We start from the raw sequence: 16,826 nt of genomic DNA on the forward strand, positions 1-16,826 counted from the left end.
GCCTAGCATGGACGTGCGATGTCGAAACCAGCCAGCGATGCGTCCGGACGGGCCGCTCACGACCCCTCAGTCCCCTCGGCCCCCGGGAGCGGAGAGCCGACCCGTTCCGCCCGCTCGCGCGGGATCGGCAGCCTCCTGGTCGTGGTCTACGGGATCCTCGCGCTCGCCGCGACGGGGCGCTCCGTCTTCCAGATCATCGACCGGTTCGACGAGGCGCCGCTGGCGTTCTCGCTCTCGGCGCTCTCGGCCGTCGTGTACATCGTCGCGACGATCGCCCTGATCGTCCCGGGCCGCGCTTGGCAGCGGGTCGCGTGGGTGACGATCACCTTCGAGCTGGTGGGCGTGCTCGTGGTCGGCGCGCTCAGCCTCCTCGCTCCGCAGCTCCTCGGGCTCGCGAGCGCCGACCCGTTCGGGCGCCAGTCGACGGTGTGGGCGGCCTTCGGCGCCGGCTACCTGCTCATCCCGCTCGTCCTGCCCGTGCTCGGTCTCTGGTGGCTCCGCGTGCAGGGGCGGCGCACGGCCCGGGCGGCCGCCTGATGCGCGTCGAGACCCGCCCCGGCGACCTGGCCGGGATCGGACCCTCCGCCGTCACGATCGGCAAGTTCGACGGCGTCCACTCCGGGCATCGGGCCGTCATCGGCCGGCTGCACGAGCGGGCCCGCGAGCAGGGGCTCGCCGCCGTCGTCGTCACCTTCGACCGCAATCCGCTCAGCGTGATCGCGCCGGAGAAGTGCCCGCCCGTCCTGGTCGGCAACGAGCAGAAGCTCGAGCTCCTCGCCGGGACCGGCGTGGACGCGACGCTGCTGCTCACCTTCGACGAGGCGTTCCGGGCGCTCTCGCCCGAGCAGTTCGTCGAGCAGGTGCTGGTGGAGGCGCTCGAGGCCCGCGTGGTCCTCGTCGGCTCCGACTTCCGCTTCGGCGCCCGGGGAGCGGGCGACGTCGACCTGCTGCGCGTGCTTGGCGGGCAGCACGGATTCGAGGTGGAGCTGATCGACGACGTGCGGCCCGAGGACGGGCGCCGCGTCTCCTCCACCTGGATCCGCGAGCTGCTGGCCGAGGGCGATGTGGAGCACGCGACGCGCCTGCTCGGGCACGAGCCCGTCGTCCGCGGCGTGGTCGTGCACGGAGCGAAGCGCGGCCGCGAGCTGGGCTTCCCGACCGCGAACCTCTCGCCGGAGTCGCAGGGCCTGATCCCGGCCGACGGCGTCTACGCGGGCCGGCTCACCACCGACGGCGTCACGCATCCCGCCGCGATCTCGGTCGGCAGCAACCCGACCTTCGTCGGAGTGCCGCCCAAGCAGGTCGAGGCGTACGTGCTCGATCAGACGCTCGACACCCTCGACCTCTACGATCGCGTGGTCGACGTGGCGTTCGTCGGCCGGATCCGCGGCCAGGTCGCCTACGAGGGCGTCGAGCCCCTCATCCGCCAGATGAACCACGACGTGGTGCAGGTCCGCGAGGTCCTCGGCATCGACTGAGCGGGATGCCGGGCGCCGCCTAGCAGGGGCCGCGGGCCCGCACCAGCGGGAGAGGTCCCGGGGCCATCGGCGTACCGTGGCCGCATGAGCGAAACCCCCTCCGACTCGGCGCGCCCCCTCGCGCTCGTCACCGGCGCGACCGGCTACATCGGCGGCCGGTTGACGCCGCGCCTCCTCGAGGCGGGCTTCCGGGTGCGCGTCCTGGTGCGCGACCCGCGCAAGCTGGTCGACGTGCCGTGGGCGGAGGAGGTCGAGGTCGCCCAGGGCGATCTCGGCGATCCGGAGTCGCTGGAGGCCGCGGTCGAGGGCGTCGACGTCCTCTACTACCTCGTCCACTCGATGGGCTCGGGCAACGATCACGCCCACTTCGAGGAGGTCGAGAGCCGCGCCGCGCACAACGTCGCCACGGCCGCGGAGTCGGCCGGCGTCGGCCGCATCGTCTACCTGGGCGGCCTGCACCCCGAGGGCCAGGAGCTCTCTAAGCACCTCCGCTCGCGCGCGGAGGTGGGCCGGATCCTGATGGAGTCGGGAGTGCCGACGATCGCCCTGCAGGCGGGCGTGATCATCGGCTCCGGGTCGACCTCGTTCGAGATGGTGCGCCACCTCACCGACGTGCTGCCGTACATGCCCGCGCCGCAGTGGGTGCGCAACTTCATCCAGCCGATCGCCGTGCGCGACGTGCTGCACTACCTGATCGGCTCCGCGTCGCTCGAGGACGCCACGCTCAACCGCACCTTCGACATCGGCGGGCCCGACGTGCTCCGCTACGGCCAGATGATGAACGGCTACGCGGTCGAGGCCGGGCTCCCGCAGCGGCCGATCGCGTCCCTGCCGGTGTTCACCCCGTGGCTGGCCTCGCAGTGGGTCAACCTGGTCACGCCGATCCCGCGCTCGCTCGCGGTGCCCATCATCGCCTCGCTGCAGTACGACTGCGTCGTGCACGAGCAGGACATCCGCGCGCTCATCCCCGACCCCGAGGGCGGGCTGACCTCCTACCGCCGCGCCGTCCGGCTCGCGCTGGGAAAGATGCAGGCGGGCGAGATCGAGACGAGCTGGCAGAACGCGGAGGTCGTCGGCGCTCCCAGCGATCCGCTGCCGAGCGACCCGGAGTGGGCCGGCCACACGGTCTACGTGGACCTCAAGGAGCGCCGCACCCAGGCCGACCCGGCCAAGCTCTGGCGCGTCATCGAGGGCATCGGCGGCACCAACGGCTGGTACTCCTTCCCGCTCGCATGGGTGATCCGCGGCTGGATGGACCGCCTCGTCGGGGGAGTGGGCCTGCAGCGCGGGCGCCGCGACTCCGCGCGCCTGCACGCCGGCGACGCCCTCGACTTCTGGCGCGTCGAGGAGATCGAGCGGCCGAAGCTCCTGCGCCTGCGCGCCGAGATGAAGGTGCCCGGCGGGGCCTGGCTCGAGATGCGCGCCGAGCCCTCCGTAGACGGCGGCTCGGTCTACACGCAGCGTGCGGTCTTCTTCCCGCAGGGCCTCGCGGGCAGGCTCTACTGGTTCGCGATCCTGCCCTTCCACGGCATCATCTTCAACGGCATGGCCAACCGCATCACGGCCACCGCGGCCGACCTGCCGGACTCCGGCGACGAGCGCTCCCCTGGCGGGCGCCGGGTGCAGCGGTGACAATGGAGGGGTCCGGCGGCCGCGAGGCCGCCCGGGACGCCGACGAGAGGAGCACGATGAGCGAACGGTCGAGTACGGACGCGGGGCGCGGACTCCAGCTGGGGAAGGTCCTCTTCATCGGGGACAGCATCATCCAGGCGGGAGCCTGGGGCGAGTGGCTGACGGAGTCGACGGTCGTCGACGAGGGAGTCGGAGGGGCCACCACGGCGGACGTCGTCGCGCGGCTCGCCGAGCTGGTCGCGCAGGAGCCGGACACGGTGGTGCTGCTGATCGGCACCAACGATCTCGCCTGGCACCGCACGACGGAGCACGTCGTGCGCAACATCGAGACGATCGTCGCGACGTTCCGGCGCGATCTTCCGGACGTGCGCATCCTGGTGACCTCGGTCCTGCCGCGCGGACACGAGTTCGCACCGCAGATCCGCGAGATCAACCGCCACCTGTGGCAGTTCGCGCCCACGGCGCACGCAGGCTACCTCGACCTGTGGCCGGTGCTCGCGGGGGAGGACGGCGGACTGCTCGAGCAGTACTCGCCGGACGGCCTGCACCTCAACGAGGACGGCTACCGCGCCTGGCGCGAGGCACTGGGCCCGGCGCTCGAGGCGGTCGTGCGGATGCCTCCGCGGACCCGCCCGATCACGCTGCCCTACGACGAGTTCGCGCGGCCGAAGACGGCCTAGCGCAGCACAGTGGAGGGGGAGTCGACCGCAGGGTCGGCTCCCCCTCCGTCATTCCGCGGCCAGGGCGGCCTCGAAGGCCGCGAGGGCGTCCGCGGAGAAGAGGACGAACCGGACCTCGTCGAGTGCGCCGTCCGCGGTCGCCTCGCGGACCGTCTCCACCGCGATGCGCGCCGCGTCGTCCATCGGCCAGCCGTAGACGCCTGCCGAGACGGCCGGGAAGGCGAGCGTCCGCGCGCCGAGGCCGACAGCGGTGCGCACCGACTCGCGGGAGGCCGAGGCGAGGACGGCGCTGCGGTCCTCCGACCACGAGTGGACGGGACCGACGGTGTGCACGACCCAGCGGGCGGGGAGGCGGCCGGCGGTCGTGGCGACCGCGGAGCCGGCGGGCAGGCCGTCCGGCAGCTCGGCCCCGCGGAGCCGGCGGCACTCGGCGAGGATCTCCGGCCCGCCCGCGCGGTGGATCGCGCCGTCGACGCCGCCGCCGCCGAGGAGCGACGAGTTCGCCGCGTTCACGATCGCGTCGACGTGCTCGCGGGTGAGGTCGCCGCGCACGGCTCTCAGGGTGATCACGACTCCTCCTCCAGGCTTCGTCCGAGGGCAGCGATCGCCGCAGGTCCCACGCGGCAGCAGCCGCCGATCAGATCCGCTCCCGCCGCGCGCCAGGAGGCGACCAGCGCGGGGTCGAAGGCCGCGTCGCCTGCCCAGCGACGCTCGACGGCGTCCCACTCCTCGCCGCTGTTCGGGTACACGACGACCAGCTTGCCGGTGACGGAGCGGGCGATGCGGACCGCCTCGGCGACGTCGCCGGGCGGGCAGCAGTTCACTCCCACGCCGACGACCTCCTCGGAGGCGGCGGCGACGGCGAGCGCCTCGGCCAGGGGCTCGCCGGACGCGGTGCGGCCCGAACGGCCGCTCACGCAGATCCAGGCGGGGACCGAGGAGCCCGCGAGGGCCTTCACGACGGCCCGCACCTCCCGCACCGACGGGATGGTCTCGACAGCGAGCAGGTCGGGCCCGGCCGCGGCCAGGGTCTCCAGGCGCGGGCGGTGCCAGGCGGCGAGCTCGCCGCCGGTGAGGCCGTCGTCGCCGCGGTACTCGGAGCCGTCGCCGAGGCTCGCGCCTTAAGGGCCGACGGAGGCGGCGACCCAGCCGCTCTGCGCGCGCCGGGCCAGGTCGACGCTCTCCCGGAGGGCGCGCTCCGCGAGGCCCGGGGCCAGGCCCGCGGCCGCGAATCCGCTCGCGGACACCTGGTAGCTCGCGGTCACCGCGACCCGGGCGCCCGCCTCGGCGAAGGCGCGGTGCGCGGCGACGACCCGGCCGGGCTCCTCCAGCAGGACCCGGGCGCTCCAGAGCGAGGAGTCCACCGCGGCGCCCTGCGCCTCCAGCTCCGTGCCCAGGCCCCCGTCGAGCAGCAGCGGGCGCACCCGCGCCGCGGCGACGAGGCCTGCGGTCACGAGCGGTTGTTGGAGAGCTCGAAGATCTTCACGAGCTCGGCGATCGCCGCCTCGCGGGCGTCTCCGCCCTCCTCGAACATCGCGGTGATGTGCGTGCGGAGGTGGTTCTCGACGATGAGCTTGTTGAGCGAGCCGAGCGACTTCTGGATCGCGAGGGACTGCGTGACGATGTCGACGCAGTAGTCCTCGTTCTCGATCATCCGCTCGAGGCCGCGCATCTGGCCGCCCAGGATCCGGGCACGGTGCAGCGAGCGCTTCTTGAGGTCCTCGATCACTCCTCCAGCCTACGCGCCGCAGGCGGTACCCGGGCGGGGTATGCGCGCCTACGATCGAGGGGTGAGCACCCGCAAGCCGTCCCGCGCGACCGCCGCCCGCTACCCCTCGCGCGACCGCGCCCGCATGGCGCTCGCGCCCGGGATCCTCGGCGCGATCGTGCTGCTGGCAGGGCTCGCCCTCGTCGGCTCCGACGCCTACGACTTCATCCGCTACCCGGTCGCGATCCTCGCGGCGGTCATCGGCTGGTTCGCGATCCAGGCGCGCGCACTCCTCTGGCTGATCGGGCTCGTCCCGGTGCTCGTGCTGTGGAACCCGGTGCTGCCGTTCGCCTTCCCGGACGCGATCTGGTCCTCGCTGAGCCTCGCCGCGGTCGGCGTCTTCGTGGCGGCGGGCCTCGTCATCCGCGTCCCGACCCCGGAATGACGACGAGCGCGACCGTCCGCGCGGCGGAGCGCCGACCGGACCGCCCCGAGGAGTAGACTGGCGGCGCACCCGCACGCCGGGGATGCTGCGACCGGGTCCCAGACCCGTTGCTCGGAGCTCCCGACGGCCACCGGATGCACCGACGCCCGACGCCTCTCCGGAGGCGATCCGGCGGATGCACGGCGACGGCAGCGCGCGGGAACCCCTCCTCCGCCCCCCGTCACACATCGAGGAGGAGCATGGCTCGCAGCGGCCAGCGTCAGTCCGGTCAGACGCGACGAGCGTCGAACGCCGCCGGGAGCCGACCCCGATCGCGCTCGCGCGGCGTGGACAACGCGGGGATCATCCCGATCCTCGCCCGCCGCGTCCGCGAGGTGGAGGCGAAGGCCCAGACCGGCAAGGTCGGACCGACCAACCGGACGAAGTTCCTGGTGATCGCCCTCCTGATGCGCGAGGAGCGCAAGCGGGTCAAGGTCGATCCCTCGCTCAGCGACGCGCAGCGCGCCGAGGAGATGAAGCGCCTCGACGGCATCGCCACGATCCTGGCCAAGACGGCCGCCCGCGACACCAGCCTGATCGCGCTGCTCGAATCGGAGGCCGGCGTCACGGCGGCCGCGCAGAAGCTCCGCCGCGACTGGCTGCTCGAGGCGGGCGCGGAGCTCAGCCCCGACGAGCTGCTCATCGTGACCGAGCCGGAGCCCAAGCCCGAGGTGCCGGTCAACCAGGTCGTGCCGCAGTCGGTGCGCGCCCGGCAGCTGGCGAACCCCTTCCTCCCGCCGGACTTCTCGATCGCCGAGGCCTCGGCCCCGGCGCCGCGCCGCCGGCTCGACGACTGGGAGCTGCTCGGGCCGCTCTTCAAGGCGTTCGAGTACGGAGCGGGCGGACGGGCCGCGAGCATGGAGCTCCCGGAGCCGCCGAAGCTCGACCGGGTCTCGCCGCGCGGCCGCGAGCTGATGCCGCACCAGGCGCGCTTCATCGAGAGCGCCCGCGAGGGGCACCGCAGCTTCCTGCTCGCCGACGAGCCGGGTCTGGGCAAGACCGCGCAGAGCCTCCTCGCCGCCTCGGTGGTCGGGGCGTACCCGCTGCTCGCGGTGGTGCCGAACGTGGTCAAGATGAACTGGGCGCGCGAGGTCGAGCACTGGACCCCGCAGCGGCGCGCCACGGTCATCCACGGAGACGGCGGCACGCTCGACGCGTTCGCCGACGTGGTCATCGTCAACTACGACATCCTCGACCGGCACATCGGCTGGCTCGGGAGCCTGGGCTTCCGCGGCATGGTCGTCGACGAGGCGCACTTCATCAAGAACCTCCGCTCGCAGCGCTCGCAGAGCGTGCTCGCGCTGGCGTCGAGGATCCGTGAGACCACTCCGGGGCACGATCCGCTGATGATCGCGCTGACCGGCACCCCGCTGATCAACGACGTCGACGACTTCCGCGCCATCTGGCGCTTCCTCGGCTGGATCGACGAGACCAAGCCGGGACCGGAGCTGATGGGCCGCCTCGAGGAGACCGGCCTCACCCCCGCCGACACGGGCTTCTACCCGGAGGCGCGCGAGGCCGTGATCGACCTCGGCATCGTCCGGCGCAAGAAGATCGACGTCGCCGCCGACCTGCCGTCGAAGCGGATCGTCGATCTGCCCGTCGAGCTGGACGACGACCTCGGCCGCTCCATCCAGAAGGCCGAGCGCGAGCTCGGCGCCCGCATGCTGCAGCGCTTCAGGGCGGTCACCTCCTCGATCACGCACGAGCTCGACGACGACGAGCGCGAGCGGTTCATCCGCATCGTGGCGCAGAGCGAGCTCGAGGAGTCGAAGTCGGCCAAGACCGGCGAGAACGTCTTCACCATGGTGCGCCGGATCGGCCAGGCCAAGGCGGCGCTGGCCGCCGACTACGCCTCGCAGCTGGCCCGCTCGGTGGGCAAGGTCGTCTTCTTCGCGAAGCACATCGACGTGATGGACCAGGCGGAGGACACCTTCGAGAAGCGCGAGCTGACGTCCGTCTCCATCCGCGGCGACCAGACCGCGGCGTTCCGCCAGACGCAGATCGACGCCTTCAACGAGGACCCGGACGTCTCTGTCGCCGTCTGCTCGCTCACCGCGGCGGGAGTCGGCGTGAACCTGCAGGCGTCCTCCAACGTGGTGCTCGCCGAGCTGTCGTGGACCTCGGCCGAGCAGACGCAGGCGATCGACCGCGTGCACCGCATCGGCCAGGAGGAGCCGGTGACGGCGTGGAGGATCATCGCGGCGCACACGATCGACGCGAAGATCGCGGAGCTCATCGACGCCAAGGCCGGTCTCGCCGCCCGGGCGCTCGACGGCGCGGACGCCGAGACGGCCTCGGCCGACACGGTGCAGCTGGACGCCCTCATGCACGTCCTGCGCGAGGCGATCGGCTGAGCGCACCCGGCCGGGCCGGCTGAGAGCTCAGCCGGTCCGGGCGAGCGGTGCGGCGAAGAAGTCCTTCTCGAACGAACTCGACCGCAGGAACGCGTCCCTCATCGCGGCGCGCTCCCTCGGTGAGGCGTCGCGGGCGGCCTGCTCCGTGAACTCGATCGCCCGCTCGGTGGCCGTCGCGAAGACCGGGTCGCCGTAGGTGAGCAGCCAGTCCGCGTAGGGGTGCTCGGGGTGCCCGGAGGCGGCGAGGCGCGACCCGACGTCGGCGTAGAGCCAGAAGCAGGGGAGCAGGGCGGCGACGATCTCGCCGTAGCCGCCGCCCGCGGCGACCGCGAGCAGGTGGTCGGTGTAGCCGCGGGTCGCGGGCGCGGGAGCCGCGTCCCTGGTCCCGAGCCGGTCGCGGTGCAGCTGCGCCTCCGCCGCGAGGGCGGACGCCGAGCCCTCGGCCCAGAAGACCTGCTCGGCGGTGGTCGGCGCGCGCTGCGCCGCCACGGCCAGGACGCGGGCGTACTCGGTGAGGTAGAGAGCGTCCTGCTCGAGGTACCACTCGAAGTCCTCCCGCCCGAGGGAGCCGTCGCCGAGGGCCCGCACGAACGGGAGCGCGTCGATCTCGTCGCGGAGGGTCCGGGTCCTCTCCCAGACGTCCGCGCAGAACGCCGGAGGACGTTGCCGGTGGAAGTGGTCGATCGGGCCGTTGCCGGAGCCGACCTCGAGAGCGTCGGCGGCGCGCAGGGCGCCGGTCAGCCACTCCTTGGCCTCCGTCAGCGCCTCGACCAGGGCGTCGGAGGAGGTGTCGCGCCCGGCCAGGAGCGTCGCCATCGCGGACGAGAGCGAGCACCCGGTGCCGTGCGTGTTCGAGGTGGCGACACGCTCGCCGGGGACCTCGCGCACGAGGCCGTCGGGGGTGACGATCGCGTCCGGGGTGGCGGGGCCGTCGAGGTGGCCGCCCTTCACCAGCACGGCGGCGTCGAGGGCGCGGGCGAGCATCGCCCCCTGCGCGAGCGCGGCCGGCCAGTCGGAGGCGGTCGGCTCTCCGGCGAGCACGCCCAGCTCGGGGAGGTTCGGCGTCACCAGGTCGGCGCGGAGGAGCAGGTCGCGCACGGCGTCCTCGGCTTCGGGAGCGAGCAGCCGGTGACCGCTGGTCGCGACCATCACCGGATCCACGACCACGACGGGCGGGCGGACCTCGTCGAGCCACTCGGCGACGACTCCGGCGTACTCGGCCGTGGCGAGCATCCCGATCTTCACCGCGTCGATCGTGACGTCGTCGCTCACCGCGTCGAGCTGCTCGCGGAGGAACACGGCGGGTGGCAGGTGCACGGAGCGGACCCCGTGCGTGTTCTGCGCGACGAGCGCGGTGACGACCGCCATGCCGTAGCCGCCGAGCGCGCCGATCGACTTGAGGTCGGCCTGTACGCCGGCACCGCCGGTCGGATCGGTGCCGGCGATGCTGAGGACACGGGGGACGCGGGCGCCGGCGGTCATCGGTCCCACTCCGCTCGGATCAGGCGGGCGGCCGCCGCGGGGTCGGCGGCCGTGCAGAGCGCCGACACGACCGCGAGCCCGGCCGCACCGGCGAGGCGGAGTGGCCCCGCGTCCGCGGCTCCGACTCCGCCGATGGCGACGCAGGGCAGCGCCGCGGCCGCGGCGAGGGCGGCGAACCCGTCGACACCGAGGGGAGCGGGGTGGTCGGGCTTGGTCGCGGTGGGCCGGATGACGCCGACGCCGAGGTAGTCGACCGTCCCCGCGGGCAGGGCGCGGACGGCGGCGAGGTGCTCGGGGGTGTTCGCGGTGAGCCCGATCACCGCGTCGGGACCGAGCAGCGAGCGGGCGGCGGTGACGGGGAGGTCGGACTGCCCGAGGTGGACGCCGTGGACGCGGGCGCCCGCGAGGCGGGCGGCGAGGGCGACGTCGACGCGGTCGTCGACCAGCAGGGTCGTGCGCTCGTCGAGGACGGCGGCGACGGCCCGGGTCAGGGCGACGAGCTCGGCGGCGGAGGCGTCGTGATCGCGGATCTGCACGGTCGTGACTCCGCCTCGGACGGCGGCAGCGGCCACGGCGGGCACGCCGCGCGGGCCGCACTGGGCGGTGTCCGTGACGAGGTAGAGCGAGAGGTCGAGGCTCATGCGATCCGCGCCCCGGCCTCGGCGTCGGCCGGCTGGAGGGCAGCGAGGCCGTCGAGGAGGCCGACGGCGAAGGACCCGGGACCGCTGCTCGCAGCGGCGGCCCGCTCGGCGGCGAGGCCCCAGACCGCGGAGGCGCTGACGGCCGCGTCGAGCGGGCGGGCGCCCGCGCCGAGGAACGCCGCCATCACGGCGCCGAGCGCGCAGCCGCCGCCGGTCACGCGGGTCAGCAGCGGGTGGCCCCCCGTGACCCGAACGATCCGCTCGCCGTCGGTGACGAGGTCGACCGCTCCCGAGACGGCGACCACGCCGCCGGTGCGGCGGGCGAGGACGCGGGCGGAGTCGAGCGCCTGCTCGGCGGTGTCGACGGCGTCCACACCGCGGCCGCCCGCACCGGCTCCCGCGAGGGCGAGGATCTCGGAGGCGTTGCCGCGGATGATCGCCGGCCGCGCCTCGAGCAGGTCCACCGCCAGAGCGGTGCGGACGGGCAGAGGGCCGACGGCGACCGGATCGAGCACCCAGGGGGTGCCGGCGCGTCCGGCCGCGGCGACCGCCTCGCGAGCACCCTCGCGCTGCTCCGCTCCGGGCGTGCCGAGGTTGACGAGCACCGCGGAGGCGAGGCCCGCGAAGACGCCCGCCTCGCCGGGCAGGTCGCACATCGCCGGGCTGGCGCCGAGGGCCAGAAGGCTGTTGGCGGTGAAGCCGGTGACGACCGCGTTCGTGATGCACTGCACCAGGGGCCCGGCGGCGCGGAGCTCGGCGAGATCGCGACCCACGGAGGCCGGGTCGGGCGCCGTGTCGGCGGGGAGGGTCGGGTGGACAGGCGTGCGAATGCTCATTCGCGACATCCCTTCGCTAGTACGAACTAGATCAGGTTCAACGGGTCTTCTCTCAGCCCTGGCGGGCACCCCGTGTCACTGCGCACGACCCTAGCAGCGGGCGCGGGCGCGCTCGCTTCTGCAGTGCGAGAGGAGGGAGCGGGCCGTCGTCGCCCCTTCGCCCGGGAGCGGCCGCTCAGCCGGTGAGGATCGTCGAGTCGCCGCGCGGCCCCACCGCGACGCGGAGGCCGATCGGCAGCCGCTCGCGCATCGCGTCGACGTGGCTGATCAGGCCGATCGTCCGACCGCCCGACCGCAGCTCGTCGAGCGTGCTGAGCGCCGTCTCGAGCGTCTCGGCGTCGAGCGAGCCGAAGCCCTCGTCGATGAACATGGTCTCGAGCGAGATGCCGCCGGACTGCGCTGTCACCACATCGGCGAGGCCGAGGGCGAGGGCGAGCGAGGCGAGGAACGTCTCGCCACCGGAGAGCGAGGCGGGCTGCCGGCGGACGCCGGTGAAGGCGTCGAGCACGTCGATCCCGAGGCCGGAGGCGGCGCCGCGGTAGGCGAGCGAGTCGTCGTGGGCGAGGGCGTAGCGGCCGCTGGTCATCGCGTCGAGGCGGAGGTTCGCCGCGGTCACGATCTCCTCCAGGCGTCCGGCGAGGGCGAAGGCCTCGAGGTCCATCCGGCGCGTGTTCTGCCCCCGGCCGGAGACGGTCTCGGCCAGCGCGCGCAGCTCCTCGTGGCGGCGGAGGCGCTCACCCAGCACCGCGAGGCGGCCCGCGGCCGTCGCGGTGAGCTCGGCCAGGCGCTCCGAGCGGTGCTCGAGCACGGAGAGGCCGGCTCGCGCCTCGTCGCGACGGGCGGAGGCTTCGCGCGAGCGCCCCTCGGCGTCGGCGAGGTCGAAGGCCGTGCCCGGCAGTCCGCGGAGCTCCGGGTCGGCGAGCACCGCCTCCGTCGCGCTCCGCCGTCGCTCGTGCTCGGCGACGACGGCCTCGGCCCGCGCCCGGTCCCCGCTGGCCAGCGCGGCCGACTCGGCCTCCTCGGCGGTCGTGAAGCCGCGCTCGGCGAGGACCTCGGCGAGCTCCTCCCGGGCGGCGGCGGCGGCCTCGGACCGCGAGACGGCCGCCTCCTCGGCCTCGACCAGGGCGACGGCACGACGGCGCTGGGCGTTCAGCTGCTCGACGCGCGAGGCGACGCTCGTCGCGCCGTCGCGGAAGGCCTCGACGCGCTCCCGCAGCAGCCGCAGCGCTTCAGCGGCGAGGGCGGACTCGTCGGCGCGGGCGCGGTGCTCCTCACGAGCGGCGTCCCGCCCGGTCGTGAGAGCGTCGATCCGGGTGCGCAGCCGGATGCGCTCGCGCCGCAGCTCCTCCATGCGGGCGGCGGCGCGGCGCGCCGAGGCGAGCCGCTCCTCGTGCGCCGGGCGGAGCGACTCCGGATCCGCGTCCTCGCCCACGCGCTCCTCTAGCGCCGCGAGAGCCCGAGCCGCGGCTCCCTCGCGCTCGCGGGCGCCGTCGAGGGCGGCGGCGGCGCGCTCCACCGCGACGCGGGCCCGGTCGAGGTCGTCGGTGCCGACCGTCGTCGGGCCGTCGTGCTCGGCCGGGCGGGGGTGCTCGCGCGAGCCGCAGACGGGGCAGGGCTCCCCCGGCTCCAGCCGCTCGGCGAGCTCCCCGGCGAACCCGGCGAACCGGCGCGCGATCAGGGCGGCCTGCTCCGCGGCGCGCTCGCCGTGGACGCGCGCCGCGTCGGCGTAGGCCGTGCCGAGCCGCTGCAGACCCGCCGCAGTGAGATCGCGCTCGAGGGCCGCGGCGATCCTCCGCTCGAGCGCGGCGAGCTCGTCGACGCGCGTGGGGACAGCGGCGGCCTCCCCGGCCAGGGACTCCTCCTCGGCGGCGAGCGCGTCGACGCGGGCGGGCAGCTCGCGCAGCTCCGCCTCGATCCCCGCGAGCGCGGTCGCCGCCGCCTGCTCGGCGCGTGCGGACCGCTCGGTGACGCGCTCCGCGTCGGGGAGCCGGCGCTCCTCTGCCAGCGCCTCGGCGAGGGCGCCGAGGACAGCGGCGAGCCGTTCGGCCGTCTCGGCGGCCGGGCCCCCGGACGCGTCCCCGTAGGCGTCGGCGGCGAGGTCGCGCTGCTGCCGGGCGGCCCGCTCCTTCTCGGCGGCTGCCCGGGCGGAGCGGAGCAGCGGCAGCACGCCGTCGGCCCGGCGCGCGCGCTCGATCGCGGCCCGCTGCTGCTCGACGTGCGCCTCGGCGACCACGAGCTCCTCCGCCTCGATGAGGGCGCGCCGGCGCCGCTCCTGGCCCCGGGCGATGCGCCGTGCCTCGTCGAGAGCGGTGCCCGCGGCCTCGTGCGCCGCGTCGGCCGCGGCGGAGCCGGCCCGGGCCGCCTCGAGCGGAGCGGCGAGCCGCGCCGGCAGCCCGGCGAACCAGGCGGCGTCCGGCAGAGGCGGCTCGGCTCCGTCATCGAGGAGCCGGACGGCCTCGTCCGCGAGCGCCGTCACGGCCGCGCGCTCCTCCTCGAGCCCGACGGCGCTCGCGTCGCGCTGCTCGAGCAGGCGGCGGCGGAGCAGATCGAAGCGCTCGGTCGCGAAGAGCGTGCGCAGGAGCCGCTGCCGGTCGTCGTTCTTCGCGAGCAGGAACTCGTGGAAGCGGTTCTGCGCCAGCAGGATCACCTGGAGGAACTGGTCCTTCGTCAGGCCGACGATCCGGCCGATGTCGGCGCCCACCTCCTTCGCGCTCGACGAGAGCCCTACCCAGGCGCCGTCGACCTGCTCCAGCAGCTCGACCTTCGCCGGCTGGGTCGTGGTGCCGGTGCCGCGCCGCTTCGGCCGCTCGTACTCGGGCGAGCGCCGGACGCGGTAGACGCGCCCCGCCGCCTCGAACTCGAGCTCGGCGAAGGTCTCGTCCTCGGGGCCGCTGTGGTCGCTCCGGAGGCGCGAGGCGGTGCCGTCGAAGCGGGGGACCGAGCCGTAGAGTGCGAACGCGATCGCGTCGAGGATCGTCGACTTGCCCGCTCCGGTGCGCCCGGCGATGAGGTACACGCCCACGTCCTCGAGCCGGTCGAAGTCGACGCACTGCTCGGCGCGGAACGGTCCGAGTCCGGCGAAGGCGAGTCGGCGGATCCTCACCGCAGAGCCTCGGCCTCGATGGCCGCGAGCGCGTCGAGGGTGAGGGCGCGCTCGGTCTCCGTGGCGCCGTGACCGCCGCGGACGTGGGCGAGGAAGTCGTCGACGACCTCCACGTCGCTCCGCCCGCGGATCCGCTCGGCGTACGCGCGCGGCTCGGCCGCGGCGTGCGGGGGCCGGTGCTCGAGCGTGGCGCAGCCGGGGAAGCGCGACTGCAGGCGCGCCATCGCGTCGAGCGGGCGCACGGGATCGGTGAGCACCGCCGAGACCCAGTCGCCCTCCACCTCGGCCAGGGAGGGATCGCGCAGCAGCTGCTGGAGCTCGCCCTCGATCACGCTGAGCCTCCTCGGCACGGGGAGCGGCGACCACTCGACGCCCTCGAGCCCCTCGGGCCCGATCGTCACCAGCCAGGCGCCGCGCGGCTTCGACGCCTCGCCGAACGAGTAGTGCAGCGGCGCTCCGGAGTAGCGCACTCCCGGCAGCAGCTCGGCGCGTCCGTGGATGTGCCCGAGCGCCGCGTAGTCGGCCGCGGCGAAGTGCTCGACCGAGACGTAGTCGAGCCCGCCCGCCGTGATGTCGCGCTCGAGGACCGCGGCCGGGGCTCCGACCGCGAAGCAGTGCGCGAGCACGACCCAGGGACGGCCCGCCGCCTCGGCGGCGGCGCGCACCCGCGCCATCGCGAAGGCGAGCACGTCCTCGTGGCGGCGCAGCTGCTCCTCCGGGTGCCGGTGGCGGTAGAGGGCGGGCTCGAGGAAGGGGATGCCGTGGACGCCGACCTCGAGGCCGGACGCGTCGCGCAGCACGACCGGCTCGGCGTACGCCTCGGGGTCGGTGAGGACGTGGACGCCCGCTCCGCGCAGGAGCCCGGCCTGGAAGCCGAGCCGGGCGGGGGAGTCGTGGTTGCCGCTGGTGAGGACGACCTCGGCGCCGGCCGCGCGGATCGCCTCGAGCGTGCGGGTGAGGAGGGTGTAGTGCTCTGCGGCGGGCACGGCGGAGTCGAAGACGTCGCCGGCGATCAGCACCGCGTCCACGCGCTCGGCCCGCACCGTCTCGACCAGGGCCTCGAGCACGGTCGCGAGCGCCGCCGTCGTGGAGTGCCCGTGGAAGGTGCGGCCGATGTGCCAGTCCGAGGTGTGCAGCAGCTTCACGGTCGTCCTTCCTCTGCGTCGTCCGGGGGAGCGACTCCAGGCTAGTGAGGCCCTCCGACACCGGCGGCGCAGCGGACACCTCCCGTTCACCGGGAGGTGCACAATAGGGCGTCGGTCGAGCAGAGGAGATGGTCGTGAAGCTGCCCCGCGTCCCCGCGACGATCCTGGGTCTGGGCTCGCGCACCCGCGCCGCCGCCGAGGACACCGCTCCCATCCAGCGTCTGCGCCCGGACGACGAGCCGGCCCGCACCAGCACGGTCGACAACGCGATCTACCAGGACGGCCGCCGGGTCGTCTCACCCGGCAGCATCCCGGAGGCGCTCGCCGCCCTGCAGAAGCTGCCCGACGCCATGGCGTGGATCGGGCTTTACCGGCCGAACGCGGCCGAGCTCGCCGCGCTCGAGGACGAGTTCTCGATGCACCCGCTCGCCCTCGAGGACGCGATCAGCGCGCACCAGAGGCCCAAGCTCGAGCGGTACGGCAGCGACATGTTCGTGGTGCTGCGCGCCGCCAGCTACTCCGACCAGCGCGAGGAGGTCGATTTCGGCGAGCTCCACCTGTTCGTGGGGTCGAACTTCGTCGTCACGGTCCGCCACTCCGAGAAGCCCGACCTCTCGCTGGTGCGGCGGCGGATGGAGGCCGATCCGGAGCTGCTGCGCGTCGGCCCGGTCGCCGTGCTGTACGCGATCCTCGACGCCGTCGTGGATCAGTACTCGCCCGTCGTCGCCGGTCTCGAGAACGACATCGACGAGATCGAGGCGCAGGTCTTCGAGGGCGACCCGGCGGTGTCCCGACGCATCTACGAGCTCAGCCAGGAGGTGCTGGACTTCCAGCGTGCGGTCGCTCCGCTGACCGGCATGCTCGGGCGGCTCGTCACCGACTTCGAGGTGTTCCAGTCGGATGTGGAGCTGCGCCGCTACATCCGCGACGTCGCCGACCACGTCGCGCTCGTCACCGAGCGGGTCGATGGCTTCCGCACCACGCTGCGGGAGATCCTGGCGGTGAACGCGACCCTCGTCGCCCAGCGCCAGAACGAGGACATGAAGAAGCTCGCGGAGGTGGGCAACCAGCAGAACGACGAGGTCAAGCGGATCTCCGCCTGGGCGGCCATCTTCTTCGCGCCGACCATGATCTCGAGCATCTACGGCATGAACTTCGACGTGATGCCCGAGCTGCACGTGGCGTGGGGGTACCCGGCGGCGCTCGCGGCGATGCTCGCCTCGAGCGTGGTGCTGCACCGGCTCTTCAAGCGGTGGGGCTGGCTCTGAGCCCGCGTCCCG

Annotated in this window: 14 protein-coding genes, 1 pseudogene and 1 riboswitch; of the genes and pseudogenes, 7 read left to right on the forward strand and 8 right to left on the reverse strand. The window is 74.3% G+C overall.

The genetic code is table 11. The features are described 5' to 3' along the window. Nucleotides 1-18 precede the first annotated feature (18 nt). The 4 genes from C5D36_RS01265 to C5D36_RS01280 all read left to right on the forward strand — a co-directional run bounded on the left by C5D36_RS01265 (nucleotide 19) and on the right by C5D36_RS01280 (nucleotide 3,790). Nucleotides 19-537: a hypothetical protein gene (locus C5D36_RS01265; protein WP_258062831.1), complete on the forward strand. Its 519-nt coding sequence runs from the start codon at nucleotides 19-21 to the stop codon at nucleotides 535-537. Next, nucleotides 537-1,478 (forward strand): bifunctional riboflavin kinase/FAD synthetase, encoded by a 942-nt coding sequence (locus tag C5D36_RS01270; RefSeq protein ID WP_104233805.1) that lies wholly within the window; start codon nucleotides 537-539, stop codon nucleotides 1,476-1,478. Before C5D36_RS01265 ends, C5D36_RS01270 begins: the two co-directional genes overlap by 1 nt. A gap of 84 nt (nucleotides 1,479-1,562) precedes the next feature. Next, complete coding sequence (locus tag C5D36_RS01275) at nucleotides 1,563-3,110, forward strand: SDR family oxidoreductase (RefSeq protein ID WP_104295013.1); 1,548 nt, start codon at nucleotides 1,563-1,565, stop codon at nucleotides 3,108-3,110. 56 nt (nucleotides 3,111-3,166) lie between these two features. Next, a complete protein-coding gene (locus tag C5D36_RS01280; RefSeq protein ID WP_104225671.1) occupies nucleotides 3,167-3,790 on the forward strand; it encodes a GDSL-type esterase/lipase family protein in 624 nt (207 codons plus the stop codon). A 48-nt stretch (nucleotides 3,791-3,838) separates the two neighbouring features. Here the strand turns inward: C5D36_RS01280 and C5D36_RS01285 are convergent, their stop codons facing one another. From C5D36_RS01285 to C5D36_RS01295, 3 genes and pseudogenes are all read right to left on the reverse strand, one after another. Further along, nucleotides 3,839-4,357, reverse strand: a complete 519-nt coding sequence (locus tag C5D36_RS01285; RefSeq protein WP_374953766.1) for an O-acetyl-ADP-ribose deacetylase — start codon at nucleotides 4,355-4,357, stop codon at nucleotides 3,839-3,841. Beyond that, nucleotides 4,357-5,244, reverse strand: a pseudogene (gene mmuM, locus C5D36_RS01290) (homocysteine S-methyltransferase). The gene C5D36_RS01285 and the pseudogene mmuM overlap by 1 nt, the downstream one beginning before the upstream one ends. Continuing rightward, nucleotides 5,241-5,519 (reverse strand): metal-sensitive transcriptional regulator, encoded by a 279-nt coding sequence (locus C5D36_RS01295; RefSeq protein WP_104223062.1) that lies wholly within the window; start codon nucleotides 5,517-5,519, stop codon nucleotides 5,241-5,243. The pseudogene mmuM and the gene C5D36_RS01295 overlap by 4 nt, the downstream one beginning before the upstream one ends. A gap of 61 nt (nucleotides 5,520-5,580) precedes the next feature. Between C5D36_RS01295 and C5D36_RS01300 the strand changes: the two genes are divergently transcribed. Both C5D36_RS01300 and C5D36_RS01305 read left to right on the forward strand, forming a co-directional pair. Further along, entirely contained in the window at nucleotides 5,581-5,943 is a 363-nt protein-coding gene (locus C5D36_RS01300) for a DUF6804 family protein (protein ID WP_244229446.1), read from the forward strand. Between the two features lie 239 nt (nucleotides 5,944-6,182). After that, nucleotides 6,183-8,339 carry a DEAD/DEAH box helicase gene (locus tag C5D36_RS01305; protein ID WP_104225603.1) on the forward strand — a complete coding sequence of 719 codons (2,157 nt, stop codon included), beginning with the start codon at nucleotides 6,183-6,185 and terminating at the stop codon, nucleotides 8,337-8,339. Between the two features lie 27 nt (nucleotides 8,340-8,366). Here the strand turns inward: C5D36_RS01305 and thiD are convergent, their stop codons facing one another. From thiD to C5D36_RS01330, 5 genes are all read right to left on the reverse strand, one after another. Then, on the reverse strand, nucleotides 8,367-9,821 hold the full coding sequence (thiD, locus tag C5D36_RS01310; protein WP_104233787.1) for a bifunctional hydroxymethylpyrimidine kinase/phosphomethylpyrimidine kinase: 1,455 nt from the start codon (nucleotides 9,819-9,821) through the stop codon (nucleotides 8,367-8,369). Beyond that, nucleotides 9,818-10,462 (reverse strand): thiamine phosphate synthase, encoded by a 645-nt coding sequence (gene thiE / locus C5D36_RS01315; protein WP_104233786.1) that lies wholly within the window; start codon nucleotides 10,460-10,462, stop codon nucleotides 9,818-9,820. The genes thiD and thiE overlap by 4 nt, the downstream gene beginning before the upstream one ends. Then, on the reverse strand, nucleotides 10,459-11,298 hold the full coding sequence (gene thiM / locus C5D36_RS01320; RefSeq protein ID WP_104295015.1) for a hydroxyethylthiazole kinase: 840 nt from the start codon (nucleotides 11,296-11,298) through the stop codon (nucleotides 10,459-10,461). The genes thiE and thiM overlap by 4 nt, the downstream gene beginning before the upstream one ends. Next, nucleotides 11,290-11,381, reverse strand: a riboswitch (TPP riboswitch). Its footprint overlaps the gene before it by 9 nt. Nucleotides 11,382-11,473: 92 nt before the next feature. After that, the gene (locus C5D36_RS01325; protein WP_104295016.1) at nucleotides 11,474-14,401 is read right to left on the reverse strand and encodes an AAA family ATPase; all 2,928 of its coding nucleotides are present in this window, start codon (nucleotides 14,399-14,401) and stop codon (nucleotides 11,474-11,476) included. Further along, nucleotides 14,398-15,546, reverse strand: a complete 1,149-nt coding sequence (locus tag C5D36_RS01330; RefSeq protein WP_104295017.1) for an exonuclease SbcCD subunit D — start codon at nucleotides 15,544-15,546, stop codon at nucleotides 14,398-14,400. Before C5D36_RS01330 ends, C5D36_RS01325 begins: the two co-directional genes overlap by 4 nt. A 128-nt stretch (nucleotides 15,547-15,674) precedes the next feature. Between C5D36_RS01330 and C5D36_RS01335 the strand changes: the two genes are divergently transcribed. Further along, on the forward strand, nucleotides 15,675-16,814 hold the full coding sequence (locus C5D36_RS01335; RefSeq protein WP_104223070.1) for a magnesium and cobalt transport protein CorA: 1,140 nt from the start codon (nucleotides 15,675-15,677) through the stop codon (nucleotides 16,812-16,814). Nucleotides 16,815-16,826: the final 12 nt, after the last annotated feature.

This window comes from Rathayibacter sp. AY1C6, assembly GCF_002931535.1.
Lineage (GTDB): Bacteria > Actinomycetota > Actinomycetes > Actinomycetales > Microbacteriaceae > Rathayibacter.

What these genes read in the sequence shown, in the direction of transcription:
- C5D36_RS01265 (WP_258062831.1), top strand. Translation starts at nt 19, where the DNA reads ATGTCGAAACCAGCCAGCGATGCGTCCGGACGGGCCGCTCACGACCCC.
- C5D36_RS01270 (WP_104233805.1), top strand. Translation starts at nt 537, where the DNA reads ATGCGCGTCGAGACCCGCCCCGGCGACCTGGCCGGGATCGGACCCTCC.
- C5D36_RS01275 (WP_104295013.1), top strand. Translation starts at nt 1,563, where the DNA reads ATGAGCGAAACCCCCTCCGACTCGGCGCGCCCCCTCGCGCTCGTCACC.
- C5D36_RS01280 (WP_104225671.1), top strand. Translation starts at nt 3,167, where the DNA reads ATGAGCGAACGGTCGAGTACGGACGCGGGGCGCGGACTCCAGCTGGGG.
- C5D36_RS01305 (WP_104225603.1), top strand. Translation starts at nt 6,183, where the DNA reads ATGGCTCGCAGCGGCCAGCGTCAGTCCGGTCAGACGCGACGAGCGTCG.
- thiD (WP_104233787.1), bottom strand. Translation starts at nt 9,821, where the DNA reads ATGACCGCCGGCGCCCGCGTCCCCCGTGTCCTCAGCATCGCCGGCACC.
- thiE (WP_104233786.1), bottom strand. Translation starts at nt 10,462, where the DNA reads ATGAGCCTCGACCTCTCGCTCTACCTCGTCACGGACACCGCCCAGTGC.
- thiM (WP_104295015.1), bottom strand. Translation starts at nt 11,298, where the DNA reads ATGAGCATTCGCACGCCTGTCCACCCGACCCTCCCCGCCGACACGGCG.
- C5D36_RS01335 (WP_104223070.1), top strand. Translation starts at nt 15,675, where the DNA reads ATGGTCGTGAAGCTGCCCCGCGTCCCCGCGACGATCCTGGGTCTGGGC.